The sequence below is a fragment of the Robertkochia sediminum genome (assembly GCF_016786255.1).
Taxonomy (GTDB): Bacteria; Bacteroidota; Bacteroidia; order Flavobacteriales; family Flavobacteriaceae; genus Robertkochia; species Robertkochia sediminum.
In genome coordinates, this window is the sequence record NZ_JADMKT010000067.1 from 137,862 (window position 1) to 157,867 (window position 20,006).

19 protein-coding genes are annotated in these 20,006 nt (G+C 46.2%); 7 read left to right on the forward strand and 12 right to left on the reverse strand.

Going from position 1 to position 20,006, the window contains the following annotated elements; translation table 11 throughout:
- Positions 1 to 117: 117 nt before the first annotated feature.
- A complete protein-coding gene (locus tag IS446_RS03545; protein ID WP_203058616.1) occupies positions 118 to 528 on the reverse strand; it encodes a BrxA/BrxB family bacilliredoxin in 411 nt (136 codons plus the stop codon).
- Between the two features lie 523 nt (positions 529 to 1,051).
- On the opposite strand from IS446_RS03545, the gene IS446_RS03550 reads away from it, so the two are divergent.
- The 4 genes from IS446_RS03550 to IS446_RS03565 all read left to right on the forward strand — a co-directional run bounded on the left by IS446_RS03550 (position 1,052) and on the right by IS446_RS03565 (position 4,601).
- Entirely contained in the window at positions 1,052 to 1,783 is a 732-nt protein-coding gene (locus IS446_RS03550) for a TerB family tellurite resistance protein (protein ID WP_203058617.1), read from the forward strand.
- Between the two features lie 84 nt (positions 1,784 to 1,867).
- Positions 1,868 to 2,458, forward strand: a complete 591-nt coding sequence (locus IS446_RS03555; protein ID WP_203058618.1) for a HupE/UreJ family protein — start codon at positions 1,868 to 1,870, stop codon at positions 2,456 to 2,458.
- A gap of 115 nt (positions 2,459 to 2,573) precedes the next feature.
- Positions 2,574 to 3,008, forward strand: coding sequence for a deoxycytidylate deaminase (locus IS446_RS03560; RefSeq protein ID WP_203058619.1), 435 nt, complete (start codon positions 2,574 to 2,576; stop codon positions 3,006 to 3,008).
- Positions 3,009 to 4,601, forward strand: coding sequence for a S41 family peptidase (locus IS446_RS03565; RefSeq protein ID WP_203058620.1), 1,593 nt, complete (start codon positions 3,009 to 3,011; stop codon positions 4,599 to 4,601). It abuts the gene before it with no gap.
- Between the two features lie 34 nt (positions 4,602 to 4,635).
- Here the strand turns inward: IS446_RS03565 and IS446_RS03570 are convergent, their stop codons facing one another.
- The 3 genes from IS446_RS03570 to IS446_RS03580 are packed head-to-tail and all read right to left on the reverse strand — an operon-like array spanning position 4,636 to position 6,030.
- On the reverse strand, positions 4,636 to 5,247 hold the full coding sequence (locus IS446_RS03570) for an NAD(P)/FAD-dependent oxidoreductase (RefSeq protein ID WP_203058621.1): 612 nt from the start codon (positions 5,245 to 5,247) through the stop codon (positions 4,636 to 4,638).
- Entirely contained in the window at positions 5,244 to 5,447 is a 204-nt protein-coding gene (locus IS446_RS03575; protein ID WP_203058622.1) for a hypothetical protein, read from the reverse strand. The genes IS446_RS03570 and IS446_RS03575 overlap by 4 nt, the downstream gene beginning before the upstream one ends.
- A 10-nt stretch (positions 5,448 to 5,457) precedes the next feature.
- Positions 5,458 to 6,030, reverse strand: a complete 573-nt coding sequence (locus IS446_RS03580; protein WP_203058623.1) for a MarC family protein — start codon at positions 6,028 to 6,030, stop codon at positions 5,458 to 5,460.
- Positions 6,031 to 6,157: 127 nt separating this feature from the next.
- On the opposite strand from IS446_RS03580, the gene IS446_RS03585 reads away from it, so the two are divergent.
- Positions 6,158 to 6,727 (forward strand): DUF3109 family protein, encoded by a 570-nt coding sequence (locus tag IS446_RS03585; protein ID WP_203058624.1) that lies wholly within the window; start codon positions 6,158 to 6,160, stop codon positions 6,725 to 6,727.
- 100 nt (positions 6,728 to 6,827) lie between these two features.
- Here the strand turns inward: IS446_RS03585 and IS446_RS03590 are convergent, their stop codons facing one another.
- Positions 6,828 to 9,101: an inorganic phosphate transporter gene (locus IS446_RS03590; protein WP_203058625.1), complete on the reverse strand. Its 2,274-nt coding sequence runs from the start codon at positions 9,099 to 9,101 to the stop codon at positions 6,828 to 6,830.
- 39 nt (positions 9,102 to 9,140) lie between these two features.
- On the reverse strand, positions 9,141 to 10,343 hold the full coding sequence (locus IS446_RS03595) for a porin (protein ID WP_235996387.1): 1,203 nt from the start codon (positions 10,341 to 10,343) through the stop codon (positions 9,141 to 9,143).
- Between the two features lie 360 nt (positions 10,344 to 10,703).
- Here IS446_RS03595 and IS446_RS03600 point away from each other — a divergent pair, with 360 nt between their 5' ends.
- On the forward strand, positions 10,704 to 12,044 hold the full coding sequence (locus IS446_RS03600; RefSeq protein WP_203058626.1) for a deoxyguanosinetriphosphate triphosphohydrolase: 1,341 nt from the start codon (positions 10,704 to 10,706) through the stop codon (positions 12,042 to 12,044).
- Here IS446_RS03600 and IS446_RS03605 read toward each other — a convergent pair.
- Both IS446_RS03605 and IS446_RS03610 read right to left on the reverse strand, forming a co-directional pair.
- A complete protein-coding gene (locus tag IS446_RS03605) occupies positions 12,041 to 13,066 on the reverse strand; it encodes a DUF3078 domain-containing protein (RefSeq protein WP_203058627.1) in 1,026 nt (341 codons plus the stop codon). The two genes, IS446_RS03600 and IS446_RS03605, sit on opposite strands and share 4 nt — an antisense overlap.
- Before the next feature lie 30 nt (positions 13,067 to 13,096).
- The gene (locus tag IS446_RS03610; RefSeq protein ID WP_203058628.1) at positions 13,097 to 14,881 is read right to left on the reverse strand and encodes a 1-deoxy-D-xylulose-5-phosphate synthase; all 1,785 of its coding nucleotides are present in this window, start codon (positions 14,879 to 14,881) and stop codon (positions 13,097 to 13,099) included.
- An 88-nt stretch (positions 14,882 to 14,969) separates the two neighbouring features.
- Here IS446_RS03610 and IS446_RS03615 point away from each other — a divergent pair, with 88 nt between their 5' ends.
- Positions 14,970 to 15,419 carry a nucleoside deaminase gene (locus IS446_RS03615; protein ID WP_203058629.1) on the forward strand — a complete coding sequence of 150 codons (450 nt, stop codon included), beginning with the start codon at positions 14,970 to 14,972 and terminating at the stop codon, positions 15,417 to 15,419.
- A gap of 105 nt (positions 15,420 to 15,524) precedes the next feature.
- On the opposite strand, the gene IS446_RS03620 is transcribed toward IS446_RS03615, so the two are convergent.
- The 4 genes from IS446_RS03620 to aspS form a co-directional block, all read right to left on the reverse strand.
- The gene (locus IS446_RS03620; protein WP_203058630.1) at positions 15,525 to 15,719 is read right to left on the reverse strand and encodes a cold-shock protein; all 195 of its coding nucleotides are present in this window, start codon (positions 15,717 to 15,719) and stop codon (positions 15,525 to 15,527) included.
- Positions 15,720 to 15,803: 84 nt separating this feature from the next.
- Positions 15,804 to 16,058 carry a hypothetical protein gene (locus IS446_RS03625; protein WP_203058631.1) on the reverse strand — a complete coding sequence of 85 codons (255 nt, stop codon included), beginning with the start codon at positions 16,056 to 16,058 and terminating at the stop codon, positions 15,804 to 15,806.
- Positions 16,059 to 16,061: 3 nt separating this feature from the next.
- Positions 16,062 to 17,861: a chloride channel protein gene (locus IS446_RS03630; protein WP_203058632.1), complete on the reverse strand. Its 1,800-nt coding sequence runs from the start codon at positions 17,859 to 17,861 to the stop codon at positions 16,062 to 16,064.
- A 71-nt stretch (positions 17,862 to 17,932) separates the two neighbouring features.
- Positions 17,933 to 19,681 carry an aspartate--tRNA ligase gene (gene aspS, locus IS446_RS03635; RefSeq protein ID WP_203058633.1) on the reverse strand — a complete coding sequence of 583 codons (1,749 nt, stop codon included), beginning with the start codon at positions 19,679 to 19,681 and terminating at the stop codon, positions 17,933 to 17,935.
- Positions 19,682 to 20,006: the final 325 nt, after the last annotated feature.

The following is a 20,006-nucleotide window of genomic DNA, read 5'->3' on the forward strand; positions in this document are numbered from 1 at the left end:
TCGTTTCTTTGAGTTGCCGGGCGATCTCTTGTGCCGGAATGCAGGAGTTTTGCCGCGTTTAGATGTAAAAAAGCCACGAGTAAGACCGTGGCTTTTTGTACTTAACGTATGTTGTTCTTAGCAATACTCGTTGTAAGCATCCATCAGGTTCTCTGCGATCAATTCTGCAGGACGACCCTCGATGTGATGACGCTCTAACATATGTACTAGTTCACCGTCTTTAAAAAGAGCGATAGATGGTGAAGAGGGAGGGAACGGAAGCATAAAGCTTCTTGCTCTGTCGGTAGCTTCACGATCTACCCCTGCGAATACGGTGTAAAGATTCTCAGGTTTTTTAGTGTTTTGAAGGCTTAGTTTGGCGCCTGGTCTTGCCATGGCAGCGGCACATCCACACACCGAATTCACAACAACAAGGGCAGTACCTTTTCCGGCCATTGCTTCTTCTACGGCTTCAACACTTAAAAGTTCTGTAAACCCTGCTGAAGTCAGGTCTTCTTTCATGGGTTTTACTAATTCTGCTGGATACATATTTTTTCTTCTTAATTAATTGCACGGCGTATCTGGATACGCACTGTTTTTTTAGTTATTTAAGCAGTCGCAAATATAGGTAAAAACATACATTTGAAAATGCATTTTTCTTTTTCGGTCTTGGTTTTCAGGAAGAAGGATAGGGTTAAAGAGGTAAAGTTAAAGAGGTAAAGGGGTAAAGGATGGAAGGGTATGTTTTCGAAGTTTGATCTTTTTATATTGTCTTCAGATCATTGCATAACCGCATAACCGCATAACCGCATAACCGCATAACCGCATAACCGCATAGCCGCATAGCCGCATAACCGCATAACCGCATCGCTGCATCACTGCATCCCCGCGTAGCCGTATGTCGGTAACAAAGTGACAGCGGTAACAAGAGTAACAGGGATTATGGATGGTGGATTATAAATGTACAATTTTCGTACCCACGTACCCACGTACCCACATAACTGGGTCACCGTGTCACCGCTTCACTGTATAACTCCATAAACACTATATTTGAAGCTTCAAACTACTACTTATGTATAAATGGATCGCTGCCATTCTTGGTTTTTTACTCTACCGCATGCCTGGGGCATTTCTGGGATTCTTTATCGGGAGTTTTCTCGATGGGTTCAGGGGTGTAAATATGAGAACGGAAACCGTTTTTGGCAACCGCACCCGTGATGTGAGTCCTGCCGATTTCGAACTCAACCTGCTCTCTTTATGTTCGATCGTGATCAAGGCCGATGGAAGGGTGAATACCACCGAACTGGATTATGTGAGGCGGTATTTTGTCTCCACCTACGGCAAGGAGAAGGCTAATGCCATCTTTCGCACCTTTAATGAGGTGGTGAAGAACAGGGAGGTGAATCCCCAGCGTATTTGCGGCTACCTCAACACCAGGTTGCGTTATGAGGTAAAACTTCAGCTTATCCACTTTTTATTCGGGATCGCTGCTGCCGACGGGGCGGTGAGTGAAAAGGAAAGTAGTAAGATCAATGATATAGCCGGATTTTTCCGTATCGGATATCGCGATTTTGAAAGTGTAAAGGCCATGTTCGTTCGTTCTGCAGATAATGCCTATAAGATCCTGGAAGTAGATCCGAAAGCCACGGATGCAGAGATCAAAAAAGCCTATCGAACTATGGTTAAGCGCTACCATCCGGATAAGGTGCGAAGCCAGGACGAGGCCATTCGAAAAGGAGCAGAAGACAAGTTCAGGGAGGTTCAGAAGGCCTATGAGGAAATACAGCAACAACGCGGTTTCTAAGACGTTTTAAAATACTATTTAAGAAGAAAATTTATACTAAAAAGTTGTAAGTTTGGGCTTATTTGAAAAATACCCTCAACTCCTATGAACGACTTTTGGTTTAATTTTAAGCTGGGGCTCACCCATGTGCTGGATATTAACGCCTACGATCACATTCTTTTTCTTATTGCACTTACGGTGCCTTTTACCTTTAACAGCTGGAAGAAATTGCTTTGGCTGGTTACTGTTTTTACCATAGGCCACACGCTGAGTTTGCTGCTTGCAGCATACAATGTGGTTTCGGTGAATATGGCCTGGGTCGAATTTCTTATTCCTGTGACCATTCTCATTACAGCCCTGTTCAATGTATTTACTGCCGGGAAAGGAGCGCGTAAGGAAAAGATGGGAATTCACCTGTTCATTGCCCTTTTCTTCGGGTTGATCCACGGACTCGGATTTTCGAGTTTCTTCAGGATGAATGTGGAAGGTAGGGATAATAAATTGCTCACCCTCCTGGAATTTGCTCTTGGTGTGGAGGCTGCCCAGATCATCGCAGTACTCGCAGTGCTTATCATTGGCTTTGTGGTTCAAAGCGTTTTTCGTTTTAACAAACGCGACTGGGTCATGGTGATCTCTTCCGTGGTCATTGGTGTAGCCCTGCCCATATTGAGAGATACCTACCTCGGTTTATCATAATTTTAATAGGTATGAGGTTGTAAATCAGTGACAAACCTTATATCTTCGTTACTAATCAGATAAGGCAACCTATTGAGTTTTGGATAGCGTTGCTTTTTTTGACCCAATTTTACTTATGTCTGAAAAAAAACAGAGAAAGTATGACAAGGCCTATTTGCGCATGGCCCGGGAATGGGGGAAATTGTCATACTGCAACCGAAAACAGGTGGGAGCCGTGATCGTTAAGGATCGGATGATCATTTCTGATGGTTATAACGGTACACCCACAGGATTCGAGAACTTTTGCGAAGATGAAGAGGGGTATACCAAATGGTACGTGCTCCACGCCGAGGCCAATGCCATTCTCAAAGTAGCCTCTTCTACCCAATCCTGCCGGGGTGCTACCCTGTATATTACCTTGTCGCCTTGTAAGGAATGCAGCAAGCTTGTGCATCAGTCCGGGATCACGCGAGTGGTCTATAACCAGGCGTATAAGGACGATTCAGGGTTGCAGTTTCTGGCCAGAGCCGGAGTCGAATTGGTCCATATGCCCGACCTAGATGAAGATTAAATGAAGAAACGATATTATTTACTGCCTCTTTTTCTCGCGATAACATTCTCATCGGGATTGTTCATCGGGGGCAAACTGAATTTTAATGATACTCCGGAAAAGCTGTTCTCAACCAATTCGAAAAAGGACAAGCTTAACAGGCTCATTGATTTTATCGATTATGAGTATGTCGATGAAGTGAATACCGACAGTATCGTTGATGTTACGGTAAATAATATTTTGGATAAGCTCGATCCGCATTCGGTATATATCCCTAAACAGGAAGCCTCGAGGGTTGCCGAAAATATGAAAGGTGATTTTGTAGGTGTGGGGGTGAGCTTCTATATGTACAAAGATACCCTTGCAGTGATACGGCCGCTCGAAGACGGCCCCAGTATAAAGGCGGGGATACAACCCGGAGATCGTATTCTTATGGCCGACGGAGATACCCTCTATGGTAAAAACCTGTCGAACGAAGCGGTTGTGAGCAAACTTAAGGGCATGGCAGAAACCCCGGTAAAGCTCAGGATATTCCGTAAGTCTGAAGGAAAATACTACGATGTTAATCTGCGTCGTTCCAGTGTGCCTATTCCCAGTCTCGATGCTTTTTATATGATCTCTGATGATCTGGGGTATATACGCCTTAACCGTTTTGCCGAAAGTACATTCAAGGAGTTTAAAACGGCTATGACCGTGCTTAAGAGGCAGGGAATGAAAAAGCTGGCGCTTGACCTCCGTGATAACCCGGGAGGATACCTGGGGATCGCCGAGCAGATCGCCGATGAATTCCTCCCTGCGAAAAAACTCATGCTTTTTACCAGGAACAAAAGTGGCGCTGTAGAGCAGTCCTTTGCTACGCGAAAGGGCGATTTTGAAAACGGAGAGGTCTTTATCATGATCAACGAAAAGTCGGCTTCAGCCAGTGAGATCGTGGCCGGGGCTTTACAGGATAACGACCGGGGGACTATCGTTGGCAGAAGGTCCTTTGGTAAAGGTCTCGTTCAAAGAGAAATGGAATTGGGAGACGGTTCTTCGGTAAGGCTTACCGTATCCCGCTATTATACCCCTACAGGGCGGTCGATACAACGGTCTTACGAGAATGGTACCGATGACTATTACGAGCAATTCTACAAGCGGTTCGAGAATGGTGAATTGTACTCGGCAGACAGTATTCAAGTAGCCGATTCCCTGGTGTTCCGAACACCCGGAGGAAAGATCGTTTACGGTGGTGGGGGGATCATTCCGGATATCTTCGTTCCCCTGGAATCCACGCGTGAAGAAAGCTTTTTCAATAACTTCTTCGAATCCGGATATATGTCTTTTTACATCTTCGAGTATCTCGATCACCACAGGGAGAAATTCGCGGAGATGGATTTTGAGACCTTCCTCGATGAGGTGGAGGTCGAAAGTGCCCTGGCTTACGGATTTACCGATTACCTCAATGCCAGAGGCCTGGATGTAGACCTGGAGAAGTATCGCGATAACCTCGAATTATATCTTAAAGCGGGTATAGCCCAGCAGCTGTATGGAAACAATGCCTACCAGCAGGTATTGCGTGAAAACGACCCCATGATCAAAGTCGTGGTTCACATTAGTGAAGAGGGTAAAATGTAGGTAGGTGACTTTCTCCCCAAAAGGATCGGGACTACTATGTGGTAACCTTGTCGTGAACCTTGGTGTGTGCACCTCCGTTCCAGATAGTGAGAATATCAGTAGCTACCTGTGCTCCGCTACCGGCAGCAATAGCGAACTGACTGCGGCCTCCGGCCAGCGTGCCGGCAACCCATAATCCGGGAAATACCAGATGATCTTTATTCTTAAGCCAAATGCGATTTTTTGATTCCGGAGAAAGCGGGTGCGCACCTATATAGGCTTCCAGTCCCTTGATGGTGAACAGATCGGTATATCCAACGGCAATAACCACCTGTTCGGCGAGGTATTCTCCCTTGTTGGTTTCTACCTTGAAATGGCCTTGTGTTCCCGTTACGCTTTTTACCTTTTCCTTGTGGATCTGATCGATATGAGGGTATAGGTTTTCCAGTTGTTGTTTTCCCTGTTCCAGGATGTCCTTACCGGTGGTCCCGGGTTTGAGTCCCAGAACATTGTTGAAAAGGGCATTCTGTAAATGTGAGCTTTTTTGGTGCATGATAATGCCGATGCGCTTGCCTTGTGCATAGGGTTTAACCCCTGCAGAACCAACAACCAGGGCGCACTGCATTCCGGCAGCACCACCTCCAACGATCAAAAGGTCGTACTTCATGAGTTGTTCTTGATCTTGTCCTGTATCTTTTTAGACAGGTTGAGAATGGTCAATAGCAAGATAGCACAAAGTGCAGCTACAACCCCTATGATGGCTACGGTACTGTCTCCCTGAAAGGGATCGTTAAAGTCGATAAGGGTAGCGTTGTAAACAATAAGGGCCAGCGCAGCAAAAAGAAGTATGGCGTTAAATATTTTCATGATAATGCGTTTATAAAAGGTCTGAAATATTGGTGGTAAAAAGTTTTACGGCGATAGCCAGCAGGATCACGCCAAATATTTTTCGAATTACCGACAGACCGGATTTTCCCAATACCCTTTCGATCTTCTTTGAAGACTTCAGGATAATGTATACAAATATAATGTTGATAATGATGGCAACAATAATATTTTCCACATGATATTCTGCCCTGATCGACAGCAGGGTGGTCAGGGTTCCTGCTCCTGCGATAAGCGGAAAGGCCAAAGGTACTATGGAGGCTGTTTCCGGAGCATCGTCCTTATACAGGGTGATTCCCAGGATCATTTCCAGCGCAAGGAAGAACAAAATAAAACTACCTGCGACGGCAAAGGAGTTAACGTCAATGCCGATAAGTTTTAGGATCTTGTTACCGATAAACAGGAAGGCAACCATGATGATGGCTGCAACCACAGAGGCTTTCTCTGATTCTATATGGCCAACCTTGGCCCTTAGGCTTACGATAATAGGTACACTACCAATGATGTCGATCACCGCAAAGAGGATCATGGTAGCCGGAACGATCTCAGAAATACTGAAATTCATGGGTTTAGGTTTTTAAAATCGGCTGCAAAAGTAATAATAACATTCGGATTGATGTTAGCTGCATGTTAAAATAATACCGGTCGGGTTTTCAAATTAATAAATCGTAAAAACGGGGTATCTTTGCATCATGTTTCAACTGGGAAAAAGTATCGTATCAGAAGAGATCATAGAGAATGATTTCGTGTGTAACCTCACGGCCTGTAAGGGGGCGTGCTGTGTAGAAGGAGAGGCCGGTGCCCCCCTGGAGGAGGAGGAACTGGCTGTAATGGAAGAGATCTATCCTAAGGTGAAGCCCTATCTGAGGCCGGAGGGTATCGCTGCTATAGAAGAGCAGGGGGTCTATGTAAAAGGTAAGGACGGAGAGTGGGAAACGACCCTGGTGAATGGTTCGGAATGTGCTTATGTGATCTTTGACGAGAAGGGAACAGCACTTTGCGGTATCGAAGAGGCCTGTAATAAGGGTGATATCGATTGGAAGAAGCCGGTGTCCTGCCATCTGTATCCGGTACGCGTAAAGCAGTATGCCGAGTTCTCTGCAGTGAACTATCACAAATGGCATATCTGTGATGATGCCTGTACTTTGGGGAAAGAACTTGGAGTACCGGTATACAAGTTTGTAAAGGCCGGACTTATCAGGAAATTCGGAGAGGCCTGGTATAAGGAATTAGAAGAGGTGGCTAAAGAGTTAAAACCCTGATAGTGCCTAAACACAATAGGTCACTCTTTATGAGAAACCAAAGAAAATAAAAAAACCGCAAGCAACGCTTGCGGTTTTTTTTTGTGACAACGTATTTCGTTTATTCGGCATCTGTGGTCACTTCTGCAGCAGGAATACGGCTGTCGTATTCGTTGCTGTAGAGTTCCATCAGATTCATCACTGCAGCTGTCAGGTCTTTGGTCTCCATAAGGAGGCTAAAGTACAGTGAAGTGTTCTTCGGGCTCGATTCTTCGGTGCGGGTTCTTGCGATCTGCTTTTGTACCTTTTCCGTTACGCGACCCGTGATCTGATCTTTGTTCTGTAAGATGGTTTCTATCGCGTCAAAATCTCTGTTCGTAAATGCGTTGTGGATGCTGCTGAACAGGTTTTGCATCTCCTGTTGCAGTTCCAGTAATTCACGGGTTTGGTTGAACTTGAGCTTGCGGTGATTGTTGTTCACGTGCTTGTAGCTGGCCTTGCCTATGAATTCAAGCGATTGACTCATATCCTGCAGGTATCCCAGAGCAGTGATATAGAAGTTTGAGGCTCCAACACTCGACTCATCGAGATTCTTGATGAAGTAGAAGATGTTGTCGCGCATTTCTTCAACCTCGGTCGCAAGCTTGTTGGTTCCTTTTTTACTCTTCTTCAGTAAGGTCAGGTCTTCTTTAGACAGACCGGTTATTGCATCGGTAAAGATCTTGTTACTTCTGCTGGCAACAGCGGCAATATTGTCTGCGCTTTCCTGGATAACTCCCTGGATAGAACTGCTTTCTGCACGCTTCATACTGTCGGCCTCACGTGTGGTCGAGCTTTTCTTCTTGTAGCTAATGTAGTTGCGAACAAGTAGTACGATCGCAAAGAACAAGAGGATAGCAACGGCAGTAGCACCACCCATATAGATAATGTACGCCATGATCGAAGCTGCGATAAAGGCAGAGAAAGCGGTGAAGAACCATCCTCCGATCACGTTAAATACTCCGGCTACTCGGTATACAGCACTCTCACGACCCCAGGCGCGGTCGGCAAGCGACGTACCCATAGCCACCATAAAGGTTACATAGGTAGTAGACAGTGGTAATTTCATTGAAGTTGCGATAGAGATCAATACCCCTGCGATCATGAGGTTTACAGAAGCACGGATCATATCGAATACCGGTGCGTCTTCCTTCTTCATCTCCTTGGTAAGGGCAGGCTTGGTGAATTGCTTGTCGATAAAGGTCAGCGTAGAAGCTGGTAATACCTTCGCAGCACCTTCGCTTACTCTTGTGCTAAATCGTACGATAGATCTCGAAAGCAGGTTCGGGTTAAATTTCTCTTGTCCCTCATCTTGTCTTGCAAGTCCAAGCTCGGTTTCGGTAACCGAACGGGCTTTTTTCGAGAACCAAAGGGTAAGTACCATCACCCCACCGGCGATAAATAGCAGTACCGGTTCTGTTGGTACCTTCTTAGAAAGTACTTCCATCGAGAAGCTGTCGGCAGGCACTCCTGAAACACTCCAGGCTTCGTAAGAGTGGTAAGCAGCCATTGGTACCCCGATAAAGTTTACAAGGTCGTTCCCTGCAAAAGCAAGAGCAAGACCAAAGGTACCCATAGCGATAACGAAGGTCAGGATGTTCTTTTTAAACACCGACTGGAACAATAGTGAGAACAGGGTCCAGAACACGAAAGATCCTCCGATGATCATAAGTTCGTTCCCTTCAAGGATGCTTTTAAGGTCACCGTAGTACGGAGTTCCTTTAAGTCCTTTCATGATGATAAAGTAGGTGATCGCAGAAAGTGCGATACCGCCAAAGATCGAACCGAAGTGCTTGATCTTTTTCTCGTACTGGAATGAGAAAACCAATCGGGAAATGAACTGTACGATGGCACCCACAGAGAATGCGATCACTACAGAAAGCAAGATCCCCGAGATGATCATTAGTGCTTTATCAGAATTGATGTAGTTTCCTAGGTCTGCAAAGGTTTCGGTGTCTGAAGCTCCGATCTTGATCAGGGCCATGGCTACCGCTGCACCCAGTAATTCAAATACGATAGAAACCGTAGTTGAAGTAGGCATCCCCAGGGTGTTAAAGAAATCCAGTAGCAGAATGTCGGTGATCATTACCGCCATAAAGATGATCATGATCTCGCTGAACATGAACTGTCCCGGGATGAAGATCCCCTTACGGGCAACTTCCATCATACCGCTTGAAAAAACGGCTCCAAAAAAGATACCCAAACTGGCAATGATCATGATGGTTCTGAAGGAAATGGCTTTGGAACCGATCGCCGAGTTCAAAAAGTTTACAGCATCGTTACTCACACCTACCACCAGGTCGGCTACAGCCAGGATGGCCAGTGCAACGATCATTAATAAATAAATATTCTCCATTGTGATCTGAATTAGTATGCTATTATGCAGTTAAATTTCTTAGAAGTGGAAGTCCAATTGCAGTCTCCACATGATACGGTCGTTATTGTCGATAAAGTCAATATACGATACGTCAGACTGTAACTTGAGCTTATGGCCTACAAAGTATTTTGAAACTCCAAGGGTGTATTGCTCTTCTTTACCAACACCTGTAAGGGTTTCGTCGATATTGGTCGTGGCATAACGCCCGGTAATTTCGATATTATTCTTAAAGAGGTATCCCGACATCAGGTTGAGTCCGTCTCCTACCCAAACTACATCTCCTGTTGGTGTTCCGTCAAGGTTGGTCGCAACCGGAGTATCGGCATCTCTTTTTGCGTATTCTCCCATAAAAGAGAACCCTTTGTACTTGAACATCATGTCGGCAAAGAAGGTGTTGATATCGGTTTCATGGAACCCGTAATCGGTAGCCATATATCTACCCATATTACTTCTTGTTCTCACCGCATTCTTGTTCATATCGTAAGTAGCAGAAAGCATGAGCTTAGGCGTCGTCTGACGATCCAGGGCAGCTCCTTTGTAATCTCCTTTACCGGAGAATTTACCGAACGGAAGCAATTCGATGCGCCCGGTGTACTGTTGTCCGCCAAGGTTTCCTGTAGTAACATTACGTCCTTCTCCCTGTGAAAGGGCAAGCTTCTCTCTGATAAGGAATTTTTCACCCAGGGTGATGTGGTGTCTCAGTTGGATCCCCATATCACGGTCGATGTTGAATCGTGAGTTCACAATAGAACGGTCAACAAGCTGAAGGTCTCCGGAAGAGATCACACGTTCGATGTTACCGGGTAGTTTTGTTTGTCCGGCCCAAAGTTCAAAGTTTTCGTAAAAATTGTATTTGATCACCGCATCCATGATAAAGCGGGGTGTATTGTTGGTGAAAGGTGAAACACCTCCCATGTCTCTGTTCGAGAGACCAAACTCCATCTTATAGGTGATCTTAGGGCTGTATAAATGCCCTTTGAATTTCAATCTTGACCGTCTGATCAGGGTGTTGGTGCGAGGGTCCTGGAAGGTGCCTTCGTTGTCGGTCCATACCGTGCTTGATAATAACTGTACCCTTGCAGAGAAGTTCATACTCCAGGTACTGTCTTGACCGACAATGTTTAAAAGTCCTTTTCCGAATTTGGGGGCAGTCACTTCCTGTGCTTGCACAGCAGCAGAAGTCATCAACAGCATCATGACTGCGATTGCAAAATGTCTCATTATAAGTAGTAGTTTTTGTCGGTGGCAAAGAACTATCTTCAATGTTAACTTAATGTAAACCGATTGTTATTTAAAGAATAGATTTTCGGTGCTAATCTCCTGGCTTTGATGTAGTGGGAATAAAAAAGGGTTGCCTGGCCAAAGGCAACCCTGTAATACTTCATTGAAGTCGACAAAAACTATTTATAATGAAATATTTCTTGTCTCGAGACTGGCACAAAAATGAGCTTTAATACTTATACAAAAGTTTCCGAAATATTAATTTATCATTAATTGCGAAACTATTTTAAATGATTTTCAGTCGATATCACCTCCTTGTTTTGGTTTGAGCATAGTATATTGCACCGTAAAATCTATAGCATGAACTGGGAAGACCTATTGTCATTGAAACGCCACGGCGATACTACGAAACGCATTAGAAAGGAACAGGATGAGACCCGACTGGGATTCGAGGTCGATTACGACCGTATCATATTTTCCTCAGCATTTCGAAGCTTGCAAGACAAGACCCAGGTGATCCCTTTATCGAAGACCGACTTTGTGCATACCCGGCTTACCCATAGTCTTGAGGTGTCGGTTGTAGGTCGAAGCCTCGGGCGTGCGGTTGGTAGAGCAGTGCTTGAAAAGCATCCTTACCTCGCCGAGGTACACGGGTATAGGTTTAACGACTTCGGAGCGATCGTGGCTGCCGCTGCCCTTGCCCACGATATTGGGAATCCGCCCTTCGGCCACAGTGGTGAAAAGGCAATAGGTGAATTTTTTGAGCAAGGTGCAGGCAAGGAGTACAAGGCGCTGCTTACCGATAAAGAATACCAGGACCTGGTAGATTTTGAAGGGAATGCCAACGGACTCAGTATTCTTACCGAAACCCGTAAAGGGATAGATGGCGGACTCCGCCTGAGTTACGCCACCCTTGGAGCGTTTATGAAATACCCTAAAGAATCCCTTCCGAAACGTCCCTCCGAGAAGATCGCCGATAAAAAGTACGGCTGTTTTCAGGCAGAAAAAGCGGTCTTTAATGAGGTGGCCCGGGAGTTAGGGCTTATCCCTACCGGAAAAGGCGATGATCATTCGTATTGCAGGCATCCTTTGACCTTTCTCGTGGAGGCTGCAGATGATATATGCTATACCATCATCGATTTTGAAGACGGGATCAATCTGGGGCTCATCGGCGAGGAATACGCCCTGGAATATCTCATCAACCTGGTTCGCGATTCTATTAATACGGCCAAGTACCATGCGCTTTCCAGTCGGGAAGACCGATTGGCTTATCTGCGTGCGCTTTCCATAAGTACCCTCATAAATGATGCAGTACGTATCTTTCTGGAAAATGAAGAGGCTATACTTGCCGGAGAGTTTCATGTGGCCTTATTAGAGCGTTCTAAGTTCAAAGCTCAGATCGACGATATTATCAAGATCAGTGTTTCGCATATCTACAGGAGCCAGGAGGTGGTGCAAAAGGAGATCGCCGGGTACCGTATTCTCAATACGCTTCTGGATATCTTCTGTGGGGCTGTGATGAGAGACTATTACGGGAAGGCCTCCAATTACGATAAACTCATACTGGATATGCTGCCTGAACGTTTTAAGGAGGCGAATACACCTTATAGAAAATTGTTGTCGGTGAGCCAGTTCGTGGCCGGACTTACCGATGGTAATGCCTTGCTGATCTTTAATAAGATCAACGGTCAATCCCTTTAGAAATCATAGGTTAACCCGACACCCAGCAGCTGCTTCAGCTGGATCCTGGGGCCGATGGGGGTGACTTCTCCTGTAGGTGATTCCACCGAACTAAACTTGATGTCGTTATCGTAGATGATATGGGTGCCTAGGGTAGCCTTTACGTACTCGTTCACCTTGAGTTCTACATCTACGATCCAGTTCACGTCGATATTTCCGAAACTGTTGAGGTAGTCGGTATAGAGGCTTAATTTATTCGATAGGAACATGTTTTCCATGATCTTGGTCTGGAAAGCGTTCGTGATCAGGATCCCTACCTCTGTGAAAATCATTTGCCCATCTCTGATCTTTTCGCCGGTAACCACATCATATGCGGCCGGCCTTACCCCAAAGGACCCCGCGTCTGCCAGACGTTGATCAAGTACGAAAGTTGACTTTTGGGTTAGGGGAGAAAGGTAAAGGGTGAAATCTTTACCCTCGGGTGAGTATTCTGCTCCAACCCCCAGGAAAAAATATCCGGGAGCCATGAACCTCGAGATCGGAGTGTCCCGGTCCGGGTATTTGTAACCGTTCGAGAATTGGGTGCTGAAGTTACCCTTGGCAGAAAGATACCATTGTGAAAAAGCATCGTGGCGCGCCCCGAAGGTGGAGTTGAGCTGGATCGCATCGTCGGTCTTCCGTATTTTTTGTCCCTCCTGAACGTTAATACCATAGCGCAGCACAAGGTCGTTTGCCCATTGTACGTTGCGATGCTTGTACTTTCGTTTGAATTCGGCGCGAAGGAGGGTGGTAATGGCATTATTTCCCCCCGCATTCCAGTTTACAAAGGCGATCTCACTAAGGTCAAAGCCCAGTTTATTGCTTTTGCTCCATTTAGGGGGAGCCGGGGTGAAATTGATCAGGATCTCCTCCATGTCAACGGTGTCCTTTTCGATCACCATTTTATGCTGAGGTAAAGCCGGGTCACCCAGGATCTCCTTATCGGTTTGGGCTATCAGAGGCGAGCAAAACATAAAAAGCAGGACAACATTCCAGTACTTCATAGGTCGTTTCAGGTTTGTTCAGGGTTGTTATTACGACAGCAGGATCTTCCTCAATTCCTGTGCCAAACTGTTCTCATCTATTTGGGTTAGTTGTTGTAATTCTTTAACGCTTCCGTGGGTTATAAAATTGTCGGGTATCCCTTTTATATGTACAGGGACATTATAGTTGTTCTGAGCAGCAAATTCAAGCAGGGCGCTACCCATACCTCCTGCAATAACGCCATCTTCTATAGTGATCACGGCTTCGTGTTCTCCAAATACCTCATGCAGCGTATTGCTATCAAGGGGTTTTAAGAACCTCAGGTCATAATGCGAGATCTCATTGCGCTCTGTCTCGGTTAACAGTTCGAGAGCGTCTTTTACATTATAAGCCATGGTGCCAATACTCACTACTGCAATGCGTTTTCCTTTTTTCAGGATGTCGGCCTTACCTATAGCAATGCGGTTGAACTCTTTTTCCCATTGGGTAATGCGACCACGTCCACGCGGATACCGTATCGCTAAAGGCCCTTCGATGCCCTTTGAGGCGGTATACAATATATTTCGAAGTTCGATCACGTTGCGGGGAGCAAAGATGGTGAGGTTAGGAATACATCTCAGGTATGCCAGGTCAAATACCCCGTGGTGGGTGGGGCCGTCATGGCCAACCAATCCCGACCGGTCGAGACAAAAGATCACAGGCAGGTTTTGCAGGGCGACATCGTGAATTACCTGGTCGTAGGCGCGCTGCAGGAACGTGGAATAGATACTGCAAAACGGGATGAGGCCATTGGTGGCCATCCCGGCAGCAAGGGTCACTGCATGTTGTTCGGCAATGCCCACATCGAAGGCGCGGTCGGGGTAGGCTTTCATCATGATATTTAAAGAGCTTCCCGTAGGCATAGCAGGAGTAATGGCAGTGATCTTTTCATTATATCCGGCCAGTTCGGTAAGGGTTTTTCCGAAAACATCCTGGAATCTTGGGGGGAGTCCTTCCTCATTTTTAGGGAGGAGCTTTCCGGTTTTGGCGTCAAATCTTCCCGGGGCATGGTAGCGCACCTGGTCTTCCTCGGCCTTTTTAAGGCCTTTACCCTTGGTGGTGATCAGGTGGAGAAATTGCGGCCCTTCAAGATCTTTGAGTCGCCTGAGCTCTTTGATCAGAAGCGGCAGATCATGGCCGTCGATAGGGCCGGAATACTGTATGTTAAGCGCGTCAATGATATTGGGATTGCGCGACTTCTTCCCGCTTTTTACCCTGGTGAGGTACTCTTTAAGGGCGCCCACACTGGGATCAATGCCAATGGCATTATCGTTCAGGATAATGAGCATATTGGCCTTGCTTACCCCGGCGTGATTTAGGGCTTCAAATGCCATCCCGCTGGCGATGGAGGCGTCGCCGATCACCGCAATATGTCTGCGATCAAGGTTCCCCTGAATGTAAGAGGCCATAGCCATACCTAAAACCGCCGAAATGGAGGTGGAGCTGTGCCCCGTGCCAAAACAGTCGTAGATGCTCTCTTCCCTGTTCGGGAATCCGCTTATGCCTTTATATTGCCGGTTCGTATCGAATACCTCTTTTCTGCCGGTAAGCAATTTATGGGGGTAAGCCTGATGGCCTACGTCCCAAACTAGCATGTCGTCGGGAGTGTTAAAGATGTAATGCAGTGCAATAGTGAGCTCCACAACCCCCAGGCTTGCACCCAAATGCCCTTCTTTGGTAGCTACGATCTCGATGATGAAATCCCGAAGCTCACCTGCCAGCGTGCTGAGTTCTGAAGGGTTCAGCCTGCGCAGGTCTTCAGGGGTCTTGATCGTATCGAGAAGGGAAGTGTTCATGGCGCAAATTTACAAGGAGATTCTGTTTGTACCTATCGAATTATTTAAAATACTGCAATAAAGGGTGGTAAATCGTACTTTTGCGGGTATGATAAATGCATTCGACGATAATTATTTTATGAAGAGGGCCTTACAAGAAGCGCAGGAGGCCTTTGACCGGGATGAGATCCCGGTAGGTGCGGTAGTGGTTGTAGACAATCGCATTATTGCCCGTGCTCATAACCTTACCGAAACGCTTAATGACGTTACAGCTCATGCCGAAATGCAGGCCATTACTGCTGCAGCCAATTTTCTCGGGGGGAAATACCTTAAGGGATGTACCCTTTATGTGACCCTGGAACCTTGCCAGATGTGTGGTGGGGCCTTGTATTGGAGTCAGATAGATAGGATCGTCTATGGGGCAAAAGATGAAAAGCGTGGTTGTGGTGCCATGGGGACTCAATTGCATCCCAAGACAAAGGTGCAGGGTGGTGTTATGGAAGAAGAAGCCGGAGCGCTGCTCAAGAGGTTCTTTATAGAGAAACGAAATCTTAACTAGCCCTTTAAGAGGCTAGGGGTGGCCTGTCCTGAAATTGGAATAGGGCCCGTCTTAAAATAGAAATGCACCCCGAAGGGTGCATTTTTACAAAATAAAATATATCACTTAGCCGATAACTTCTACGTCTGTAGCAGTCATCCCTTTTCTGCCTTCTGCTTCTTGATATTCTACTTTGTCACCATCACGGAGCTCAACTCCATTCAAATTAGAAATGTGAACAAAGATGTCCTTTCCTGATTGATCATTGGTGATGAATCCATAACCTTTAGATTCATTGAAAAATTTAACTGTACCAGTCATTGTAATAAATAATAAAAAATTAAAGCCCAAAGGTATGGTTAATAAATTGAGAAAGTGTTAAAAAAACATTTTTTAAATCAAAAATTATTGATTATCAGGTCTTTTGTGTTTTTGTTCCTTCATCTTATCAAAGTTTTCTTTGGTGAGGGTGTAATCCTTTAATTTTTTTCCCTTTGTTCTGTGGAATATGAACAGGGGCATCAAAATAAAGGCCGTAGTGAGGATGGCGATACCTACGATCCGGTCGCCGGTAACATGGTCATTTTGCCATTTAAAGTAGTACCCTACGGCTATGGCGCCAAGAATAAGTACGAACAGGATCTGCAAAAAGCGTTTCATATCTTAACGTGTTATGTGAATGAGTTTTCTTCGGTATGCAGTGAGCAATTTCGATTTTGATACAAAGCCGTAATACTTCCCGTCTTTAATAACGGGTAGGTTCCAGGCTCCACTATCCTGGAACTTTTTCATCACCCGGGTCATTTTATCTTTCTGGATCTTGATCACGGCCGGCGGATTGTGCATGAGGTCTCTTGCGGTGATCTCCTCGTAAAGCTTACGATCGAACATCACCGGACGAAGATCATCCATAAGAATGATGCCTTCAAGATATTGGGTTTCCCTGTTCAGTACGGGAAAGATGTTCCGCGTTGATTTGACTATGGCCTGGTTGACCATTTCTCCCAGGTTCATATCCGGGTACACCGGCACGAAGTTCGTTTCTACCACACTGTCGATATCCATTAAGGTGAGTACAGCATGGTCTTTATTATGGGTAATGAGCTCTCCTTTTCGTCCGAGTTCCATGGCATACACCGAGTGGGGTACAAAATACTTGGTGATCCCGTAAGAGATCGCCGCCGTGATCATGAGGGGGACAAAGAGGTCGTAACCTCCGGTGAGCTCTGCGATAAGGAAGATCGCTGTAAGCGGGGCGTGGAGTACTCCGGCCAATAAACCTGCCATACCTACCAAGGTGAAATTACTCGTGGATATGGTTTTTGGAAAAATGTCGAGGGTGTTGATAAACAAAGCAAGGCAGTAACCCATAATGCTCCCCATAAACAGGGTAGGTGCAAAGATCCCTCCGACACCCCCGGCGCCAAAGGTCAGGGAGGCGGCGACGACCTTAAAGACCACAAGTCCGGCGAGCAAGCCGATAATGATCCATGCGTTTTCCAGATCTAGATCAAAGATGTTATTTTGAAGAGCCGCTTCCGGCTGATCCTGAATGAGGTGGTTGATCACATCGAAGCCTTCCCCGTAGAGTGGAGGGATCAGAAATAACAACAACCCGAAAGCGAGTCCCCCGATAAGCAGTCGCTTGGTCGTGCTTTCTATTCTTTCAAAGTATTTTGCCACCCGTTCGTATACCCATGAAAAATATACCGAGGCAAAAGCGGCAACAATACCCAGAACTATATAAAAGGACAGGTCGCTAATGGTAAAGGTCTCGGTGATGCGGAAGGGAAGAATGATGTCGTTCCCGAAAAAGAAATAGGAGGTCAGGACTCCCGATAAGGAGGCTAGCAGTAAGGGTAGCAGCGAAGCCAGGGTAAGGTCCAGGCTGAATACCTCTACAGCAAAAATGATCGCCGCTATGGGGGCTTTAAAAATAGACGACATGGCTGCCGCAGCAGCACACCCTATGAGTAGCATACGTGAGGCCTGGTTGGTGTGTAAAAGCCTGGAGAGGTTCGAGCTTATGGCTGCGCCGGTAGCTACTGTGGGCCCCTCGAGTCCTACAGACCCTCCAAAACCAACGGTAATAGGGGCAGTAAGTAAACTCCCGAACATCTGAAACCTGCGCATGATCCCCTTTCGTTTGGAGATCGCATAGAGGGTAGAGGGGATGCCGTGACTCACCTTGTGTCTGATCACGTATTTGATGATGAGCAAGGTGATTGAAAATCCGATGATGGGAAATATAAAGTAAAAGGCCAGGTGAAGGTCGCTCACTGCACTGAGGTCCAGAAGGACTTCGATAAAGTGGGTGAGGTTTTTCAGGGTAACGGCCACCAGACCCGAAGCGAGCCCGACGATCACGCTGAGAATATAAATGAAATTCTTGTCAGAGATGTGCTTGTACTTCCAGATAAGGAAGCGCGTCAAAAGATTTTTTTTAGACCTGGCAGTGGGCATTTCAGATAATTTACTAAAAGCTACGGAAATAAAATAAGACTGCCTCCATGGTGGAGGCAGTCTTTATGTTTCTATTGCTTAAGTGCAATGTGTAGTTCATCGAGTTGGTCGTCGTCCAGTTTTGAAGGGGCGTCGATCATCACATCTCTTCCTGAATTGTTCTTAGGGAAGGCGATGTAATCCCGAATAGATTCTTGTCCGCCGAGGATGGCTGTAAGTCGGTCAAATCCGAAAGCGATACCCCCGTGCGGTGGTGCTCCGTACTGGAAGGCATCCATAAGGAATCCGAATTGCTCTTTCGCCTCTTCTTCTGTGAATCCGAGGTGCTTGAACATCAGGCTTTGGAGGTCTTTATCAAAAATACGAATAGATCCTCCACCGATCTCGTTACCGTTTAGTACCAGGTCGTATGCGTTGGCGCGTACAGCTCCCGGATCGGTTTCAAGTTTGGCGATATCCTCTGTTTTAGGTGAGGTAAAGGGGTGGTGCATGGCGTGGTAACGCTCTGTTTCCTCATCCCACTCCAGCAGTGGGAAGTCGATCACCCATAGCGGTGCGAACTCATCGGCTTTACGAAGTCCGAGTCGCTCGGCCATCTCCATACGAAGCGCGCTGAGTTGTGCGCGCACCTTTCCGGTGTCTCCTGAAAGTACACAGATCAGGTCGCCGGGCTTGGCACCGGTAGCTTCCGCCCATTTGGCCAGGTCGTCCTGGTCGTAGAATTTATCTACAGACGATTTAAAGCTTCCGTCTTCATTGCATTTTACATAAACCATACCCAGGGCCCCTACCTGCGGACGCTTTACCCAGTCTATAAGTTTGTCGATCTCTTTTCGGGTATATGCCGCACCTCCCGGAATGGCGATCCCAACAACCAGTTCTGCACTGTTAAATACTTTGAAATCCTTGTGTTGGGCAACGGCATTGAGTTCACCAAATTCCATTCCGAAACGAATGTCCGGCTTGTCGTTCCCGAAACGACGCATAGCCTCGTCATAGGTCATGCGAGGGAACTCCCCAACTTCAACACCTTTAAGCTCTTTAAGTAAGTGCCTGGTGAGTCCTTCAAAGGTGTTCAGGATGTCTTCCTGCTCTACAAAGGCCATCTCGCAATCGATCTGCGTGAATTCCGGCTGCCTGTCGGCACGAAGGTCTTCGTCGCGGAAACACTTTACGATCTGGAAGTATTTGTCCATTCCACCTACCATAAGCAATTGCTTAAAGGTTTGTGGCGATTGCGGAAGGGCGTAGAATTGTCCTTCGTTCATACGTGATGGTACTACAAAATCACGTGCTCCCTCAGGAGTCGACTTGATCAGGTAAGGAGTCTCAACCTCGATAAAGTCCATTTCTGAAAGGTAGTTTCTCACTTGCATGGATACCTGGTGGCGAAACATAAGTTTGTTCTTCACCGGGTTTCTGCGAATATCCAGATAGCGGTACTTCATACGAAGGTCTTCTCCGCCGTCACTTTCATCTTCAATTGTGAAGGGTGGTACTTTTGCACTGTTCAGTACCTCAAGCTCCTTTACCAGGATCTCGATGGCCCCGGTGGGGATGTTCTTGTTCTTCGATTCTCTCTCAATAACCTCACCCTTAACCTGGATCACGAACTCACGGCCAAGTGTGCCCGCTTTTTCAAAAACCTCTTTTGGGGTGCGTTCCTCGTCAAAAATGAGCTGGGTGATCCCGTAACGATCCCTTAGGTCGGCCCATACCATGAATCCTTTATCTCTTACTTTTTGTACCCATCCGGACAGGGTAACCTCCTTGTTGATATCTGTAGCTCGTAACTCGCCGCAGTTGTGACTTCTGTACATATTCTTTTAGTGCATTTAAGCTGCAAAGGTAAGAAGTTCACGAAATAAATACGTCAAAGAAGATAAGGGAATGGAGAAAGAGTTCAGGGCGATAACAAAAGCGGTTTAAAAAATGCTGATACCTGTGTTTTTAAGGTCTCTTGCTGCGATCGGATGGGAGATGAAATACTCCTTATTCAGAGTGTCTGCGTATCATGGGTTCTGAAGATTTTCGATAGCATATGTGTTGGGGAAGCAAAGGAAAGGATCTTAGTAGAAGAGGAGGGGTGGTTGCGTTATTATTTGTTTTTCAGTGAATTATAAGGTCAATGTAAACTTAATGTTA

Excerpts from the sequence above, each read along its gene's own strand:
- IS446_RS03550 (WP_203058617.1), top strand. The coding sequence starts at position 1,052 with ATGTATAAATGGATCGCTGCCATTCTTGGTTTTTTACTCTACCGCATG.
- IS446_RS03555 (WP_203058618.1), top strand. The coding sequence starts at position 1,868 with ATGAACGACTTTTGGTTTAATTTTAAGCTGGGGCTCACCCATGTGCTG.
- IS446_RS03565 (WP_203058620.1), top strand. The coding sequence starts at position 3,009 with ATGAAGAAACGATATTATTTACTGCCTCTTTTTCTCGCGATAACATTC.
- IS446_RS03545 (WP_203058616.1), bottom strand. The coding sequence starts at position 528 with ATGTATCCAGCAGAATTAGTAAAACCCATGAAAGAAGACCTGACTTCA.
- IS446_RS03595 (WP_235996387.1), bottom strand. The coding sequence starts at position 10,343 with ATGAGACATTTTGCAATCGCAGTCATGATGCTGTTGATGACTTCTGCT.
- IS446_RS03605 (WP_203058627.1), bottom strand. The coding sequence starts at position 13,066 with ATGAAGTACTGGAATGTTGTCCTGCTTTTTATGTTTTGCTCGCCTCTG.
- IS446_RS03580 (WP_203058623.1), bottom strand. The coding sequence starts at position 6,030 with ATGAATTTCAGTATTTCTGAGATCGTTCCGGCTACCATGATCCTCTTT.
- IS446_RS03590 (WP_203058625.1), bottom strand. The coding sequence starts at position 9,101 with ATGGAGAATATTTATTTATTAATGATCGTTGCACTGGCCATCCTGGCT.
- IS446_RS03560 (WP_203058619.1), top strand. The coding sequence starts at position 2,574 with ATGTCTGAAAAAAAACAGAGAAAGTATGACAAGGCCTATTTGCGCATG.
- IS446_RS03620 (WP_203058630.1), bottom strand. The coding sequence starts at position 15,719 with ATGACTGGTACAGTTAAATTTTTCAATGAATCTAAAGGTTATGGATTC.
- IS446_RS03585 (WP_203058624.1), top strand. The coding sequence starts at position 6,158 with ATGTTTCAACTGGGAAAAAGTATCGTATCAGAAGAGATCATAGAGAAT.
- IS446_RS03630 (WP_203058632.1), bottom strand. The coding sequence starts at position 17,861 with ATGCCCACTGCCAGGTCTAAAAAAAATCTTTTGACGCGCTTCCTTATC.
- IS446_RS03575 (WP_203058622.1), bottom strand. The coding sequence starts at position 5,447 with ATGAAAATATTTAACGCCATACTTCTTTTTGCTGCGCTGGCCCTTATT.
- IS446_RS03570 (WP_203058621.1), bottom strand. The coding sequence starts at position 5,247 with ATGAAGTACGACCTTTTGATCGTTGGAGGTGGTGCTGCCGGAATGCAG.
- aspS (WP_203058633.1), bottom strand. The coding sequence starts at position 19,681 with ATGTACAGAAGTCACAACTGCGGCGAGTTACGAGCTACAGATATCAAC.
- IS446_RS03615 (WP_203058629.1), top strand. The coding sequence starts at position 14,970 with ATGATAAATGCATTCGACGATAATTATTTTATGAAGAGGGCCTTACAA.
- IS446_RS03600 (WP_203058626.1), top strand. The coding sequence starts at position 10,704 with ATGAACTGGGAAGACCTATTGTCATTGAAACGCCACGGCGATACTACG.
- IS446_RS03625 (WP_203058631.1), bottom strand. The coding sequence starts at position 16,058 with ATGAAACGCTTTTTGCAGATCCTGTTCGTACTTATTCTTGGCGCCATA.
- IS446_RS03610 (WP_203058628.1), bottom strand. The coding sequence starts at position 14,881 with ATGAACACTTCCCTTCTCGATACGATCAAGACCCCTGAAGACCTGCGC.